The organism is Krasilnikovia cinnamomea, assembly GCF_004217545.1.
GTDB lineage: Bacteria > Actinomycetota > Actinomycetes > Mycobacteriales > Micromonosporaceae > Actinoplanes > Actinoplanes cinnamomeus.
In genome coordinates, this window is record NZ_SHKY01000001.1 from 5,208,578 (window position 1) to 5,224,785 (window position 16,208).

9 protein-coding genes are annotated in these 16,208 nt (G+C 72.7%); 6 read left to right on the forward strand and 3 right to left on the reverse strand.

The window, feature by feature from the left end; genetic code table 11:
• Positions 1-77 precede the first annotated feature (77 nt).
• The 5 genes from EV385_RS23910 (at position 78) to EV385_RS23930 (ending at position 7,443) form a co-directional block, all read left to right on the forward strand.
• Positions 78-3,389 (forward strand): error-prone DNA polymerase, encoded by a 3,312-nt coding sequence (locus EV385_RS23910; RefSeq protein WP_423203127.1) that lies wholly within the window; start codon positions 78-80, stop codon positions 3,387-3,389.
• 266 nt (positions 3,390-3,655) lie between these two features.
• Positions 3,656-4,399 carry a methyltransferase domain-containing protein gene (locus EV385_RS23915; protein ID WP_130511487.1) on the forward strand — a complete coding sequence of 248 codons (744 nt, stop codon included), beginning with the start codon at positions 3,656-3,658 and terminating at the stop codon, positions 4,397-4,399.
• Positions 4,396-5,586, forward strand: coding sequence for an alkaline phosphatase family protein (locus tag EV385_RS23920; protein WP_130511488.1), 1,191 nt, complete (start codon positions 4,396-4,398; stop codon positions 5,584-5,586). The genes EV385_RS23915 and EV385_RS23920 overlap by 4 nt, the downstream gene beginning before the upstream one ends.
• 37 nt (positions 5,587-5,623) lie before the next feature.
• Complete coding sequence (locus tag EV385_RS23925) at positions 5,624-6,922, forward strand: DNA polymerase IV (RefSeq protein WP_130511489.1); 1,299 nt, start codon at positions 5,624-5,626, stop codon at positions 6,920-6,922.
• A gap of 134 nt (positions 6,923-7,056) precedes the next feature.
• On the forward strand, positions 7,057-7,443 hold the full coding sequence (locus EV385_RS23930; RefSeq protein WP_130511490.1) for a DUF3040 domain-containing protein: 387 nt from the start codon (positions 7,057-7,059) through the stop codon (positions 7,441-7,443).
• Positions 7,444-7,955: 512 nt separating this feature from the next.
• Here EV385_RS23930 and EV385_RS23935 read toward each other — a convergent pair.
• From EV385_RS23935 to EV385_RS23945, 3 genes are read right to left on the reverse strand one after another with little or no spacing between them, the layout of a single operon-like run.
• Complete coding sequence (locus EV385_RS23935; RefSeq protein ID WP_130511491.1) at positions 7,956-10,418, reverse strand: transglutaminase TgpA family protein; 2,463 nt, start codon at positions 10,416-10,418, stop codon at positions 7,956-7,958.
• The gene (locus EV385_RS23940; protein ID WP_130511492.1) at positions 10,415-11,707 is read right to left on the reverse strand and encodes a DUF58 domain-containing protein; all 1,293 of its coding nucleotides are present in this window, start codon (positions 11,705-11,707) and stop codon (positions 10,415-10,417) included. Before EV385_RS23940 ends, EV385_RS23935 begins: the two co-directional genes overlap by 4 nt.
• A 2-nt stretch (positions 11,708-11,709) precedes the next feature.
• Positions 11,710-12,759: an AAA family ATPase gene (locus EV385_RS23945; protein WP_130511493.1), complete on the reverse strand. Its 1,050-nt coding sequence runs from the start codon at positions 12,757-12,759 to the stop codon at positions 11,710-11,712.
• Positions 12,760-13,088: 329 nt separating this feature from the next.
• On the opposite strand from EV385_RS23945, the gene EV385_RS23950 reads away from it, so the two are divergent.
• Positions 13,089-16,007, forward strand: a complete 2,919-nt coding sequence (locus tag EV385_RS23950; protein ID WP_130511494.1) for a M36 family metallopeptidase — start codon at positions 13,089-13,091, stop codon at positions 16,005-16,007.
• Positions 16,008-16,208 lie beyond the last annotated feature (201 nt).

Below are 16,208 nucleotides of genomic sequence, written 5' to 3' on the forward strand. Positions count from 1 at the left end.
ACACCCAGGCGCCGCAACGCCACCTGTACGCGGTCGACCCCCTCGCCGTGGACGCCTACGCGGTCGACCCCCTCGCCGTGGACGCCTACGCGGTCGACCCCCTCGCCGTGGACGCCTACGCGGTCGACCCCCTCGCCGTGGACGCCGACGGCGGCGACTCACCCGCATGGAGCCGCAAGCGCCAGCCGTACACCGCCGCGCCCGCGCTGGTGCGCGGCGACGACCCGGTCCCGTACGCGGAGCTGCACTGTCACACGAACTTCAGCTTCCTGGACGGCGCCAGCCACCCCGAGGAGCTGGCCGAGGAGGCGACCCGGCTCGGCCTGCGCGGTCTGGCGGTCACCGACCACGACGGTTTCCAGGGTGTCGTGCGGTTCTCCCAGGCGGCCCGGGAGCTGGCCCTGCCCACGATCGTCGGCGCGGAGCTGTCCCTGGACCTGTCCAAGCCCCAGAACGGCGAACCCGACCCGGAGGGCCGCCACCTGCTGGCGCTGGCCCACGGCCCGGAGGGCTACGCCCGGCTGGCCAGCACGATCTCGCGCGCCCAGCTCGCGGGCAAGGAGAAGGGCAAACCACAGTACGGAGACCTGGAGCAGATCGCCGAGGTGCTGCGCGACCACGTGCTGGTGCTCACCGGCTGCCGCAAGGGCAGCGTCCCGCGCGCCCTGGCCACCGGTGGGACGAGCGCAGCGGCGGCCGAGCTGGACCGCCTCGTCGCCCTGTTCGGGGCGGCCAACGTGGCGGTGGAGCTGACCAGCCACGGCGACCCGTACGACGACGACCGCAACGACGCGCTGGCCGAACTGGCGGCGGCCCGGCACCTGCCGGTGGTGGCGACGAACAACGTGCACTACGCGACGCCGGGGCGGCGGCGACTGGCCACGGCGCTGGCGGCGGTGCGGGCGCGGCGCAGCCTCGACGAGATCGACGGCTGGCTGCCCGCGGCGGGCGCCGCGCACCTGCGCAGTGGCGCGGAGATGGCCCGGCGCTTCGCCGCGTACCCGGACGCGGTGCCGAACGCGGCCATGTTCGGCGAGGACCTCGCGTTCGACCTGAACCTGGTGGCGCCGAAGCTGCCGGACTTTCCGATCCCGGAGCCGGGACACACGGAGATGAGCTGGCTGCGCGAGCTGACCATGCGCGGGGCCCGGGAACGCTACGGGCCGCCGCAGGCGCACCCGAAGGCGTACGCGCAACTGGAGCACGAACTCAAGATGATCGAGGAGCTCAAGTTCCCGGGCTACTTCCTGGTGGTGTACGACATCGTCCGGTTCTGCCGGGAGAAGAACATCTACTGCCAGGGGCGGGGTTCGGCGGCCAACTCGGCGGTCTGCTACGCGCTGCGCATCACCAACGTGGACGCCGTCGAGTACGACCTGCTCTTCGAGCGGTTCCTCGCCCCGGAACGGGACGGCCCGCCGGACATCGACGTGGACATTGAGTCGGACCGCCGCGAGGAGGTCATCCAGTACGTCTACGAGCGGCACGGCCGCGAGCACACCGCCCAGGTCGCCAACGTGATCACCTACCGGCCCCGGTCGGCGGTGCGGGACATGGCGAAGGCGTTCGGCTTCTCGCCCGGCCAGCAGGACGCGTGGAGCAAGCAGATCGACCGGTGGGGCAGCGTCGCCGCGGTCGACGTCGACGACATCCCGGAGCAGGTGGTCGAGTTCGCCAACCAGGTGCAGAACTTCCCCCGGCACCTGGGCATCCACTCCGGCGGCATGGTGATCTGCGACCGGCCGATCATCGAGGTGTGCCCGGTGGAGTGGGGCCGCATGCCCGGGCGGACCGTGCTGCAGTGGGACAAGGACGACTGCGCGGCCATCGATCTGGTGAAGTTCGACCTGCTGGGGCTGGGCATGCTGTCGGCGCTGCACTACGCGTACGACATGATCGAGTCCGATCTGGACATCAGCACGATGCGCCTGGACGACCCCGAGGTGTACGAGATGCTGTGCCGGGCCGACTCGGTCGGGGTGTTCCAGGTGGAGAGCCGCGCGCAGATGGCCACGCTGCCCCGGCTGAAGCCGCAGACCTTCTACGACCTGGTGGTGGAGGTGGCGCTGATCCGGCCCGGGCCGATCCAGGGCGGCTCGGTCCACCCGTACATCCGGCGCAAGAACGGAAAGGAAGAGGTGACCTACCCGCATCCGCTGATGCGTAACGCGCTGGAGAAGACGCTGGGGGTGCCGCTGTTCCAGGAACAGCTCATGCAGCTGGCCATCGACGTGGCCGGGTTCAACCCGGCCGAGGCGGACCAGCTGCGCCGCGCGATGGGCTCGAAACGTTCGGCCGAGAAGATGAACCAGATCAGAGACCGACTGTACGCGGGGATGGCGGCGCGCGGCATCACCGGCGACCTGGCCGACGACCTGTTCGTCAAGCTGTCCGCGTTCGCCAGCTACGGCTTCCCGGAGAGCCACGCGATGAGCTTCGCCTACCTCGTGTACGCCAGCGCCTGGCTCAAGCGCTACCACCCGGCCCCGTTCTGCGCGGCGCTGCTCAACGCGCAGCCCATGGGCTTCTACTCGCCGCAGTCGCTGGTGGACGACGCGCGGCGGCACGGCGTGGAGGTGCGGCGGCCCGACATCAATCTGAGCAACGCGGCCGCCACGCTGGAGTCGACCGCGCAGACCCGGTGGGGTTCGGGGCCGGGGGAGCCGCCGCACGCGTGGGGGCTGGGCGGCCCGGCCGTACGCATGGGGCTGTCCAGTGTCCGTACCGTCGGTGAGGAACTGGCCGAGACGATCGAGCGGGAGCGGGCGAACGGCCCGTACCAAAATATGGCGGATCTCGCGCGGCGGACCGGATGCTCGGCCGCCCACCTGGAGGCGCTCGCGACTGCGGACGCCTTCGCGGGTTTCGGCCTGTCCCGGCGCGAGGCGCTGTGGGCGGCGGGCGCGGCCGCCCAGGACAGGCCGGACCGGCTGCCGGGCACGGTGACCGGCACCGACGCCCCGATGCTGCCCGGGATGTCCGAGATGGACCGTCTGGTGGCGGACGTGTGGGCGACCGGGCTGTCCCCGGAGACCCACCCGGCGCAGTTCCTGCGCGCCCAGCTGGACGCCGCGGGCGCGCTGCCGGTGGCCCGGCTGGGCCGGGTCGAGGCGGGCACCCGGATCCGGGTCGGCGGGATCGTCACGCACCGGCAGCGGCCCGCGACCGCGGGCGGGGTCACCTTCGTCAACCTGGAGGACGAGACCGGCATGCTCAACGTCACCTGCTCGCCCGGCCTGTGGCAGCGCTACCGGCGGGTGGCCCGCACCAGCGCCGCGCTGCTGGTGCGCGGGCGGCTGGAGAAGAGCGAAGGGGTGCTCAACCTGGTGGCCGACCGCCTCGACGTGCTCACCCCGCCGGTCACCCCGGCGTCCCGCGACTTCCGCTGACCTCGCCGCCATGTCGTACGCGCCATGACAGCCCGCCTCCGGTGTGGTGGAGTGTCGCGGTGCGCGCGACCGCGCGGTCGAAGACCTGGTGCCGCTCGTGCGCAGCCACGGCGAGCGTGCGGCCGTCGTCCGCGAGCGGGCCTGGCCGAGCCGATCAGGCTGCGGTGGCATGCCCGCCTGCTCGATCACCTGCGGGACACCTGAGAGGGCTGACGGTGGGTGCGGCAGAACAGCGGCCGGGGGCGCCCGGCCGATACGCTGCCTGGGTGGACAGCACATCGACGCGCCCGGCCCGGTCCCTCGTCACCGCCCGCACCGCGGCGGTCTGGCAGGTGCTGCGGCGCGAGCAGGAGCGCCAGGGCCGCGAGCTGACAGTGCTCGACGTCGGCGGCGGCACCGGCGGCTTCGCGGTGCCGTTGGCCGAGGCCGGGCACCGGGTCACCGTCGTCGACGCCAGCCCGGACGCGCTCGCCGCACTGGACCGGCGCGCCGCCGACGCGGGCGTGGCCGACCGGGTGCGGGCGGTGCAGGGCGACGGTGACGCGCTCGGCGGCCTGGTCGCCCCCGGCAGTGTCGACCTGATCCTCTGCCACGCCGTCCTCGAGGTGGTCGACGAGCCCACCGAGGTGGTCGCGGCGATCACGGCCGCGCTGCGACCCGGTGGGGCGCTCAGTGTGCTGGTTGCCGGCCGCGCCGCGGCGGTGCTGGGCCGGGCCGTCAACGGGCACCTGTCGGCCGCGGCCGCCCTGGTCGACGATCCGGAGGGCCGCGCCGGGCCGCGCGACACGCTGCGGCGCCGCTACGACGCCACCAGCGCGGCGGCGCTGCTCACGGCCGCTGGCCTGACGGTCGAGGAGATTCACGGGGTACGGGTGCTGGCCGACCTGCTGCCCGCGGCGGTCGTCGAGTCGGATCCGCAACTGCTGCTGGAGCTGGAGCTGTCGCTGGCCACCCAGCCACCGTTCCGCGACATCGCCGCCCAGCTGCACCTGTTCGCGCGGCGCCCATGACGGCACCGATCGTCGTCCCCGCGGACCACCTGCCGGACGACGCATTCGCCACGATCCGTCCCGCGTACGGCACCGGCAGCCTGGCCGACGTGCTGCCCGGCGTCTGCGCGGTGCTCGGCGTACCGGGCGCCGCGGACGTCCTCGGCATCGGCGAGCAGCTGGACGGGATCGAACGGATCGCGGTGCTGCTCGTCGACGGCCTCGGCACGTACCAGTTGCCGGTGGCCGCGCCGTACGCTCCCGTGCTGGCCGGGCTGGTCGCGGGTGGCCCCGGCCGCGTGCGGACCCTGACCTGCGGATTCCCGTCCACCACCCCGGTCAGCCTGGTCAGTCTCGGGGCGGGCGCACCGCCGGGGGCGCACGGGATCCTCGGCTTCACCGTCCGCAAGCCCGACGGCGGCATCCTCAACCACATCCACTGGGACACCGACCCGGACCCGCGCGTCTGGCAGCCCGTGCCGACCCGGCTGGAGGCCGCCGCGGCGGCCGGGGTGGCGGTCACCGCGGTGACCCGCCCCGAGTACGAAGGCAGTGGGCTCAGCGTGTCCGCGAACCGGGGTGCGGTGTTCGCCGGTGCCGCTGACCACGGCGCGCTGGCCACCCGGATGCTGGCCGCGTTGCGTGCCGGGGAAGGCCCCGCGCTGGTCTACGGCTACCACCCCGACCTGGACCGCAGCGGCCACGAGGACGGGGTGGACTCGGCCGCCTGGCAGACCGCGGCGCGCGGCGTCGACGAGCTGCTCGACCGGCTCGTCACGGGCCTGCCGCCGGGGGCCGCGCTGCTCGTCACGGCCGACCATGGCCAGCTCAACGTGCCCGCGGATGCCCGCGTGGACATGGCGGATTACCCGGCGTTGTCCGCGGGCGTGACCGCGGTGGCCGGGGAGCCGCGGGTGCGCTACCTGCACACCGCGGACGGCGCCCGCGACGACGTGGCCGCCGCCTGGCGCGAACTGCTGGGCGAGCGGGCCTGGGTGCTGACCCGCGACGAGGCGATCGCGCAGGGCTGGTTCGGGCCGGTGCCGCCCGGGCACGCGGGGCGCATCGGCGACGTCGTGGTGATCTGCCTGGACCGTACGGTGGTGCTCGCGTCGGAGTGGGAGCCGCCGATCGTGGGCCGGCTGGTCGCCTATCACGGCTCGGTGACCGCCGCCGAGATGACCGTGCCGCTGCTGATCGTCCGCTGATCGGGTTCTGTCGTACCCGGCGGTTAGGTTTCCGGGCGTGGGACGAAGCCAGGCGGTGCGCAGCGGCGGGCGGGACCCGCGCTTCGGCCCGGCCGCCGACGACGCGGGCTGCACCGTGCTGCACGTCGACATGGACGCCTTCTTCGCCTCGGTCGAGGTTCGCCGCCGCCCGGAGCTGCGCGGCAAGCCCGTGGTGGTCGGCGGGGTCGGCCCGCGCGGGGTGGTCAGTTCGGCCAGCTACGAGGCCCGCAGGTTCGGGGTGCGCAGCGCCATGCCCGCCGCGCGAGCCCGCGCGCTCTGCCCCCAGGCGGTGTTCCTGCCGCCGGACTTCGCGGCGTACTCGGCGGCTTCCGAAGCGGTGATGGCCGTCTTCCGCGACGTCACGCCGCTGGTGGAGCCGCTCTCGCTGGACGAGGCGTTCCTCGACGTGGCCGGCGCCCGGCGGCTGCTGGGCCGGCCCGCCGCCATCGCCCGCCTGATCCGCGAACGGGTCTTCGACCAGCAGCGGCTCACCTGCTCGGTCGGGGTCGCGCCGAGCAAGTTCGTCGCGAAGCTGGGCTCCACCCGCGCCAAGCCGGACGGGATGATCGTCGTCCCGCAGGCCCTGGTGCTGGACTTCCTGCATCCGCTGCCGGTCGACGCGCTCTGGGGTGTCGGCGAGCGCGCGGCCGAGACGCTGCGCCGGCTGGGCCTGGCCACGGTCGGCGACCTGGCCCGGGCGCCGGTCGGCATGCTGCGCCAGGCGGTCGGGGAGGCCGCCTCGGCGCATCTGCACGAGCTGTCGTGGGGCCGCGATCCGCGCCGGGTCGAGCCCGAGCAGGTGGAGAAGTCGGTGAGCGCCGAGCTGACCTACGACACGGACGTGTCCGACCCCGAGGTGATCCGGCGCAGCCTGCTGGCGCTGGCCGACAGGGTGGCGGTCCGGCTGCGGGCGGGTGGCCTGGTCGGGCACACCGTGTCGATCAAGGTCCGGCTGGCCGACTTCCGGACGGTGAGCCGGTCGCGCACGATGCCATCCGCTACGGATGTGGCGAGGGAGATTTTCGCGACGGCATGGGCGCTGTTCGATGCGTACGGTGCCACCGAGCACATTCGTCTCATCGGGGTCCGGATAGCCGGTCTGGCGTCCGCCGCGACCGCGTCCCGGCAGCTCACGCTGGGTGAGCCGGAGCGCGGCTGGCGCGAAGCCGAGTCCGCCGCGGACGCCGCCGCGGCCCGGTTCGGGGCCGGGATCGTCGGTCCAGCCAGTCTTTTGGGACGAACCGATCTTCGCCGGACCGAAAATCACCCCTACTCGACGGTCGTCCCGCTTTCCGACCCGCCAACCCCCTCGTAGACTCGAAGGAAGGCAGCCGAACGGCTGTCTTGAGTCATCGGTCACACTCAGTTGTCCGGCGCACCTCGCCTGCCGGTCATACTGCAGTACCCGACCCCGCCTGGGGGCCGGACATGCGCCCGGGGAGGAATGCCGTGCCGCTCTCGGAGCACGAGCAGCGGCTGTTCGATCAGATCGAGCGGTCGCTTGCCGAGGACCCCAAATTCGCCTCGGCTGTGCGGGCCAGTGACCCGCGATTCCACGCACGCCGCCGGATCCTGGTCGCGGCGTTTGTGTTGATCGTCGGCCTGGCACTGCTGGTTTACGGCGCGGTGAGCAGCAATACGCCGCTCGGCGTGGCCGGATTCGTCGTCATGCTCGGCGCCGCCGCCTTCGCGATGCAGTCGCGCCGCCGCGCGCAGGCCCCCGACCTGCAAGCCGTCGGTGGCACCGCCAGCCGCCGCACCCGGCAGGCCCGCAAGGCGGGTCTCCTGGACCGCCTCGAGGATCGGTGGCGCCAGCGGCCGGAGGGTCACCGCTGACGCGCTGACCAGCACCAGGCGACGAATGGCGGCCTCGCGGCCGCCATTCGCCTTTTCGTTCGGCGCCATCCGAGGCGGGCGACCGGCCGCCGAGTGCCCATCCGCCCACATGCCTGGGCCTGAGCGTCGGATCCGAGCGGCCGGCAGTCTTCAACGGGGTGAAATGGGGCGAAGTGCGGTCATTTCAACCGCACCGACGCGCCGCCAACGGCGTCTTCACTGGAGCCGATCACCGATGTTGACGACTTTCGGCTAGCTCCAAGCCCAAACTCTTCAAGATCATCAAGCCGCCAGCCGCCAGCCGCGAGCCGCGAGCCGCGAGCCGCCAGCCGCCAGCCGCCAGCCGCGAGCCGCGAGCCGCGAGCCGCGAGCCGCGAGCCGCGAGCCGCGAGCCGCGAGCCGCGAGCCGCGAGCCGCCAGCTGCGAGCCGCCAGCCGCCAGCCGCCAGACCAGGGGCGAGGGGCGACCGGCGACCGGCGACCGGCGACCGGCGACCGGCGGCGGGTGGCAGGTCAGCGGGCGCGGCCGGGGAGGAGGCGGCGGGGGCTGAAGCGGGCCATCGTGTCGCGGCCACGCCCCGCCGCGCCGATCCAGCGGGTCGAGCGGTCCGCCATCCCCATCCGCCAGCGCAGCAGGACCGACGGCGGCAGCAGCACCGCGGCGATCCGGGTGCGCCGCCGCGCCGTTCGGGCCAGGCCCTTGCGGACGTGGCCGAGCGCGTCGGTCAGCTCCCCACCCTGCAGGGGCGCCCGGGCGTACCGGGCGCGTTCCTCGGCCCGGCCGAGCAGGGCGGCCGAGTCGGCCGGCGGGCCGTCGAGCGCGGCGTCGCGGACCAGTCGCCCGGCGGTGACCCGGGGGGTCTCCGTGGGGTCCACCGGCACCCGGTAGTCGATCATCGTGTCGACCAGCTCGTCCCAGGCGGCGTGGGCGTCCTCGCGGGCCCGTACCGTCTCGGTGGTGACCGTGACCTCGGGTGAGCCCGGCGGTCCGGTGCTCGCCGCGACCGCGGGCTCGCGGGGGATGGTGGCGTGGTGGCGGCGCCGGCGCCGCAGGGCGCGCAGTGTGGCCGGCACCAGCAGCAGCGCGACCAGCAGGGCTCCGATCGCCACGGACCACAGCGGCATCGAGGAGCCCGCATCCGGTGCGGTCGTGCCCGCCGCGCCGAGGTCGCGGTCGAGCTGGCTGCGGCCGCGGCGGTCGACGTCCTCCGGGCCAGCGGACGGGTTCACGCCGGGGGCCAGTGCCGAGCTCGACGGGGCGGCGGTCGCGGTGGGGCGGTCCACGTCGGGCGCCCAGTCGGTCCGGCTGGACCCCTGGACCCCGGCGGCGGGGGTGGCGTCGAACGGCACCCAGCCGAAGCCCTTGAGGTACACCTCGGTCCAGGCATGCAGGTTCCGGTTGGTCAGCACGTACGTGTCGCCGTCGCGGCTGCTGCCGCGCGTGAAGCCGAACGCCACCCGCGCGGGGATGCCGGCCTCCCGGACCATCCACGCCATCGCGGCCGCGTACTGCTGGCAGAAGCCGATCTTGTTCTTGAGGAACGCGGCGATGTCGGAGCCGGAGGTGCCGGACTGGGTCTGCAGGCTGTAGACGAAGCCGTTCTCCCGGGAGAAGTTCTTGTAGATCGCCATGATCTTGTCGTAGTCGGTGCGCTGGCCCTTGATCAGCTTGCCGACGAGCCTGGCCACCTGGTCGTCGCGGGGCACGGTCGTGTACTCCGTACGCAGCGGGTTGTCGCGGCCCAACGACGGGGCGGCGCGCAGGGCCGCCGGGGTCGGCCGGGCCCGTACGTAGTCGAAGGAGTACTTCTTGCCCTTGGTGGTCGTGCGGTTGGAGAAGAAGACCTGCATGGTCTGGTCGTACGACCAGCCGCCGTCGAGCTTGTCGGTGTCGACGACGGCCGAGTAGACCGGCGCGAGCGGCATGTTGAGGCTGTTGGTCACCTCGACGGTGGCGCGGTAGCGCTGGTACGCCGGCACGTCGGTGTCGGCGTCCTCCCGCGGGTCCGGCAGCCCCTTGGCCACCGGCTTGCCGCTGGGGGAGCGGTTGGTGAAGCCCTGGTCGGTCACCACGTCGGCCACCCCGAACCGCAGGTAGAACGGGTCCGGCTCGGTGGTGGTGACCCGGACCATCTCCGTGGTGCTGCTCTGGGCGAGTTGCCCGCTCAGCGACGCGAACAGGTTGACCCGGCCGTTGCCGCCGGGGCCGAACCCGCCCGTCCCGGCGCCCGCCCCGGTCTGGGTCAGGCTCGACAGCAGCCCGTTGGACAGCCCGGGCACGGCCAGCGGCAGCAGGACGGCCGCGGCCACCCCGATCACGGCGAGGCGGCGGCCCGCGGCGGCCAGCGGCGACGGCTCCCACACGTCGACGTCGCGCCCGTCGCCGGTGAACCGGCGCCCGAAGCGGCGCACCCGGTCGACGTTGTCGGCGACGAGCAGCCACAGGAACCCGGCGGCGCCGACGATGAACGGCAGCACCGGCACGCTGTCGACGTACACGGCCACGGGTACGGAGTAGATGGCCAGCATGGGGAGCCCGGCCAGGGCGGGGCGGCGAAGTACGACCGTGATGAGGTCGACCGCGATGGCCACCGCCCCGATGCCCAGGACCGTGACGAACAGCAGGCCCTCAAGATCGGGTACGGGTACGGCGTACGCGCGGGTGTCGTTGCCCGCCTCGGCGAACAGCCGGCCGAAATGTTCCAGGGTGTCCGGCGTCGGCACCAGCGACAGCAGTTCCTCGCCGCTGGGGAACATCCAGGTGAGCACGAGCAGCAGCACCATGATCATGCTCAGTGCCTGCGCCCAGGTGGGGAACCGCAGCGTACGGGCCAGCACGGCGGCGCCCGCGATGAGCGCCACCACGAGGACGCACTGCATGAGCCAGGTCCACGAGCTGAAGATCGCCGACAGCGGCGCGGCGGCCAGCAGGGTGGCCGTGGCCGCGACGATGCCGAGCCGGCGGCGCCCGTTCATCGCACGCCCCCGGCCACGGTCTCGGCCATCGCGGCGCGCCACGCGAAGCCCTGCGACCCGCGGGCGGTCGCCGGCCACAGCGCGGGCAGCCCGTCGCCGTGCGCCACGGGCACGGAACGCCAGCCGCTGCGCACCAGCGCGAGGGCGCAGGCGGCGTGCGCCTTGTCGGCCTCGGCGCGGTCCTGCTCGCTCATGCTGACCCAGGTGGTGCTGTCGATCGCGAAGCCGATGCAGGTGGCGCCGTTGCCGCGCAGCCCGCTGAGCACCTCCGCCTCGGGCACGGTCAGCGAGCCGAACAGGCCGATCACGAGGCCGCCGTCGGAGCGGCGGCGCACCTGTTCGACCAGCGTCGAGATGTCGCCGGCCTGCGTGAGTTCGACGTCGGCGAGGGTGTCCAGGATGAGCCCCTCGCCGTCGGTCGCGTCGACGTCGACGCCGGAGCCGGTGACCAGGCGCAGCTTGTACCCGGACTGGCGCAGGTGCACCGCGATGCTGGCGGCCGCCGAGACGGCCCATTCGAAGCTGGCGGTCGGCCCCTCGCCGCGGTGGGCGTAGAGCCGGGTGTCCAGCACGACCGTGGCCCGGCTCTCCCAGGGCTGCTCCTCGCGGCGCACCATCAGCTCACCGGTACGGGCGGTGGAGCGCCAGTGCACGCGGCGCAGGTCGTCGCCGCGCCGGTACTCGCGGGTGGCGGCGTCGTCCTCGCCGTGCACCGCCACGGAGCGGGCCCGGCTCTCCCCGGTGCCGTTGTACTCGCCCGCCAGCCGCACCGAGGGCAGCGCCACCACCTGCGGGATCACGGTGAGCTTGTCGACGCTGGGGAAGGAGCGGGTCAGCTCGCACAGCCCGAACGGGTCGGTCAGCCGGATCACCAGCGGGCCGATCGCGTACCGCCCGCGCACGTCGGCGCGCACCGTGTACGCCACCGAGCTGGCCTGGTGGGCGCCGAGGCGTTCCAGCACGACCCGGGGGCGGCTGCCCAGTGCGTACGGCAGCCGGTCCTCCAGCATCAGGGTGCCGGTGGGCAGGCGGGACAGGTTCTGCAGGCGCAGGATCACCCGGGCGCTGGTGCCGACCGGGGTGCGGCCGGGGTCCAGCGAGCGGGTGCAGGCCAGCTTGTACCGGCTGCGCCCGACGTACGCGGCGGCCAGCAGCGGTAGCGCGGCCAGCAGCACCGAGACCCGCAGCAGGTCCCGTTCGCCGAGCACGAACGCGGAGACCGCCGCGGCCGCCGCGGCGGCCAGGAACGAACGGCCTCTGGTCGTCAAGCCCCGGAGGGCTTCCCGCATGCTCATCGCCCCCGGGAGTCGAAGTGCGCCCGGCCGTCACCGGCGGTGCGGGTGTCGTACGGCGAGCGCGCCCGGTCATGCGGCAGCGGCAGCCGGTGCACGATCTCGGCCACGATGGCGTCGGTGGTGCGCCGGTTCAGCTGGGCGTCCGCGGTGGGGATGATGCGGTGCGCCAGCACCGGGACGGCCAGCGCCTGCAGGTCGTCGGGCAGGACGTAGTCGCGGCCCTCCAGGGCGGCGACGGCCTTGGCGGTGCGCAGCAGTTGCAGGGTGCAGCGGGGCGAGGCGCCCAGGCGGATCTCGGGGGCCTCCCGGGTCGCGGTGACCAGGGCGATCGCGTACTGCTGGACCGCGTCGGCGGCGTGTACGTCGCGCACCGTGGCGATCAGGCGGCGCACCAGGGCGGCGTCCGCGACCGGCCGGAGGCTGTTCAGCGGGTCCACGGCGCCGTGGCCGCCCAGCATGGCCAGCTCGGCGCGCGGGTCCGGGTAGCCCATGGCGATGCGGGCGGTGAACCGGTCGCGCTGCGCCTCGGGCAGCGGGTACGTGCCCTCCATCTCCATCGGGTTCTGGGTGGCGATGACCATGAACGGCGACTGCAGCTCGTACGTGGTGCCGTCGACCGTGACCTGCCGCTCCTCCATGCACTCCAGCAGGGCGGACTGGGTCTTCGGCGAGGCCCGGTTGATCTCGTCGCCGACCACGAGGTTGGCGAAGACCGCGCCCGGTTTGAACTCGAAGTCCCGGGTTTCCTGGTTGTACACGCTGACGCCCGTAACATCACTGGGCAGCAGGTCCGGGGTGAACTGGATGCGGCGTACGGAGCAGTCGATGGAGCGGGCGAGCGCCTTGGCGAGTTTCGTCTTCCCGACGCCGGGCACGTCCTCGATCAGCAGGTGGCCCTCCGCCAGGAGCACGGCGAGCGCCAGCCGGACCGTCGCGCTTTTGCCCTCGATGACCTGTTCGATGTTGGCCATGATGGCTTCGCTGGCGACGCGGAACTCATCGCTCGACAGCGGGCCGCCGGGCTGGTCCCAGGTTGGCGTTGTCACGGGCCTCCTCCAAGTACGTTCATGCCCTCCCCGTGCTCTTACGCAGAGGAGGACCCGAAGGTTCGCGGGCTCCGGCGCTCGCCGCCCGTTCTCACAGGTTATCCCGGCCGCGACACCCCGCCGACCCGGTCGAACGGGCCCCTTACGCATTGTGATTATCCGGATACGTATATCGACTGAGTAAAGAAACGGACATCGGTCTAGTTATATTTTCCGATCTCCATGATCGTCCCATCCACGGGCCACAAGACGTGGGGTGGGGATCCGGCGCGGAGGTTATGGGACTCGGCGGGCGGCACCACCTGAGCCCGGCCGAGAGGGGCCTTTGAATGAAACCGTTGTCAGCACCGTCGCTGAACCGGCGGTGGGGGGCAGCAGCCGCCGGTGTCGTCCTGCTCGCGGGGCTACTCCCCGCCCAGGCGAGCGCCGCACCGCAAGCCCGGGGCGCCGTCGGCGCCGCCGACCAGAACGCCAAGGGTGAGGAACTCGCCAACTACGACTCCCGGAGCGCGCTGACCGCGCCCGCCCGGCCCACCGTGACCGGCGAGGCCGCGGGCCTGGCCGCCAAGCGCCTGGCCGCCGCGGCCAAGCCCGGCAGCCCGCCGCGCAAGCTGCGCGACCAGCTCGGCGTGCAGGGCATCGTCGACATCGACGGCGCCACGGGTACGCCGCGCCGCGTCGCCAAGCTCGACGGCTTCCTGACCGGCGCCAGCCGCAAGAAGCCGGCGACGATCGCGCTGGACTACGTCAAGGCGCATTCCGACGTCTTCGGCCTCAGCGCCACCGCCGTCGACCAGTTGCAGCTGCGCAAGGACTACGTCGACATCGCGGGCACCCACCACCTCAGCTTCGTCCAGAGCGTGGACGGCGTGCCGGTGTTCGGCAACGGCCTCAAGGCGCACGTCGCCAAGGACGGCCGCCTCGTGCAGGTGGACGGCTCGCCGCTGGCGGTGTTGCCGAACAGCACCGGCGGCAGCAAGCTCACCGCGGCCAAGGCCCGCGAGGCGGCCGTGCAGAACGTGCTCGGTGACTCCGCCGCCAAGGCCACCTCCGCGGCGGCCGGGCCGACCAGGACCACCGCCTTCACCGACGGCGGCAACGCCCAGCTGGTCATGTTCCAGACCGCGACCGGCCCCCGCCTGGCGTGGCGGGTCGTCACCGTCGACGAGGGCTACGTGCACGTCGTCGACGCGGCCGACGGCACCGTGCTGTACCGGCAGAGCACCGTGCAGCACGACAGCGGCTCGGTGTTCCCGAACTACCCGGGTGCCCCCGCCGGCGGCAAGCAGGTCACCGTCGACCTCGGCAAGTGGCTGCCGAACAACTCGCCGCGGCTGGCCGGCAACGTCGCGCACGTCTGGTCCGACGTCGACGACGACAACAAGGCGAGCGCGAGCGAGGAGATCGCCCCGTCCGGCAAGCGCAGCTGGAACTTCCCCTTCACCGACTTCAGCACCGCTGCCGCGGACACGGGCTGCACCGCCGCGTTCCCGTGCTCGTGGGACCCGAAGACGCCGAACTCGTGGCAGAAGAACCGGGCGCAGAACGCCGTCCAGCTCTACTACTTCCTCGGTCTGTGGCACGACCACCTGAAGGCCGCCCCGATCGGCTTCACCCGGTCCGCGGGCAACTTCGAGGCCGTCGACGACGACGCGGTGCAGGGTCACACCATGGACGGTGCAAACACCGCCAACGGGCTGCCCGACCCGCGGCACGTCAACAACGCGAACATGAACACCCCGCCGGACGGCATCAAGCCGACCATGCAGATGTACCTGTTCCGGCCGGTCGAGAACGGCCCGTTCATCGCGGGCAACTCCGGCGACGACGCGGACATCGTGTTCCACGAGTACACCCACGGCCTGTCCAACCGCCTCGTGGTCGACGCCGCCGGGGTCTCCACCCTCGGCTCGATCCAGGCCGGTTCCATGGGTGAGGCGTGGAGCGACTGGTACGCCCTGGACTACCTGGTGGGCAAGGGCCTGGAGAAGGACACCAGCAAGGTCGGTGACCTGCGCATCGGCCGCTACGTCGGCAAGGGCCAGAACCTGATCCGTACCGCGCCGGTGGACTGCCCCGTCGGCACCACCTCCGAGGACTGCGCCGGCACCCCGGGCGCCGGCCCCGGCGGCTACACGTACGGCGACTTCGGCAAGATCGCGGGTCGGCCGGAGGTGCACGCGGACGGTGAGATCTGGGCCCAGACCCTGTGGGACCTGCGTACCGCGATCGGCAGCAAGAAGGCGCGGTCCCTGGTGACCCGGGCGATGGAGCTGTCCCCGGCCAACCCGTCCTTCCTGGACCAGCGCAACTCGATCCTGCAGGCCGACACGGTCGTCAACGGCGGCAAGCTGAGCGCCAAGATCTGGAGCGTGTTCGCCAAGCGTGGCATGGGCTACTTCGCCGGTGCCATCGACGGCGACGACTTCCAGCCGGTCGAGGACTTCTCCCTGCCGCCGGCGTCCGACACCCCGCGCGGCACGCTGTCCGGCAAGGTGAACGACGCGCTGAGCAAGGCTCCGCTGGCCGGTGTGGTCGTCGGATTCGGTGGGCATGCGTCCGGCTTCGCCGGTGACTACGTGGCGACCACCGCGGCGGACGGCACGTACACGATCACCGGCATCCTGCCGGGCACGTACCCGAAGGTCTTCGCGCGGATGCCGGGCTACGACACGGAGTCGCGGACGGTGTCGGTGGCGGCACGGGCCAACGCGGCCGACTGGACGCTGCGCCGCAACTGGGCGTCGACCGGCGGTGGCAGCAAGGTGGGCTCGTTCACCGGCGTCGACTACACCGAGTACGGCTGTGGTCCGGCCGCGCTGTTCGACCAGTCTCTGGGCGCCGGGTGGGTTTCCGACGCCAAGCTCCTGCAGACGCCCGGCACGGCGATCGAGCCGCGCACGGTCGTGCTGGAGCTGCCGAAGGCGGTCGACGTCACGGAGCTGACGATCAACCCGACCGCGGCCTGCGGCGACGCCGGCAGCGCCTCCACCGGTGACTACCGGCTGGAGACGTCGACCGACGGCGTCACCTGGACCGTGGGTTCGCAGGGCCACTTCACCCCCGCCGACCGCAAGGTCAACACGGTGGCGCTGGCGGCCGGCAGCGCCACCGGCGTGAAGTTCCTGCGCTACACGATGCTCAGCACTCAGGTCGCCGACGTGCAGGGCACGTGCCCGGGCAACTTCAGCGGGTGTGAGGACGTCGACTCCACCGAGATCGGGGTGTACGGCAACCCCGTGGGCTGAGTCTGTCCAAGGCGCTCCGGTCGTCCGTCTCCTTCGGACGGCCGGGGCGCTTTGCCGTTGCTGGCCGTGATTGGCCGTGTGCGCAGCGCTTCATCCCATTACCGGGCGTCATGTCATTGTCACGAATATCGACTAGGTAACGAACTCGATAACGGTCTAGTTATCTCCGCTCATGGAGATGAACATCACCCATCGACTGGC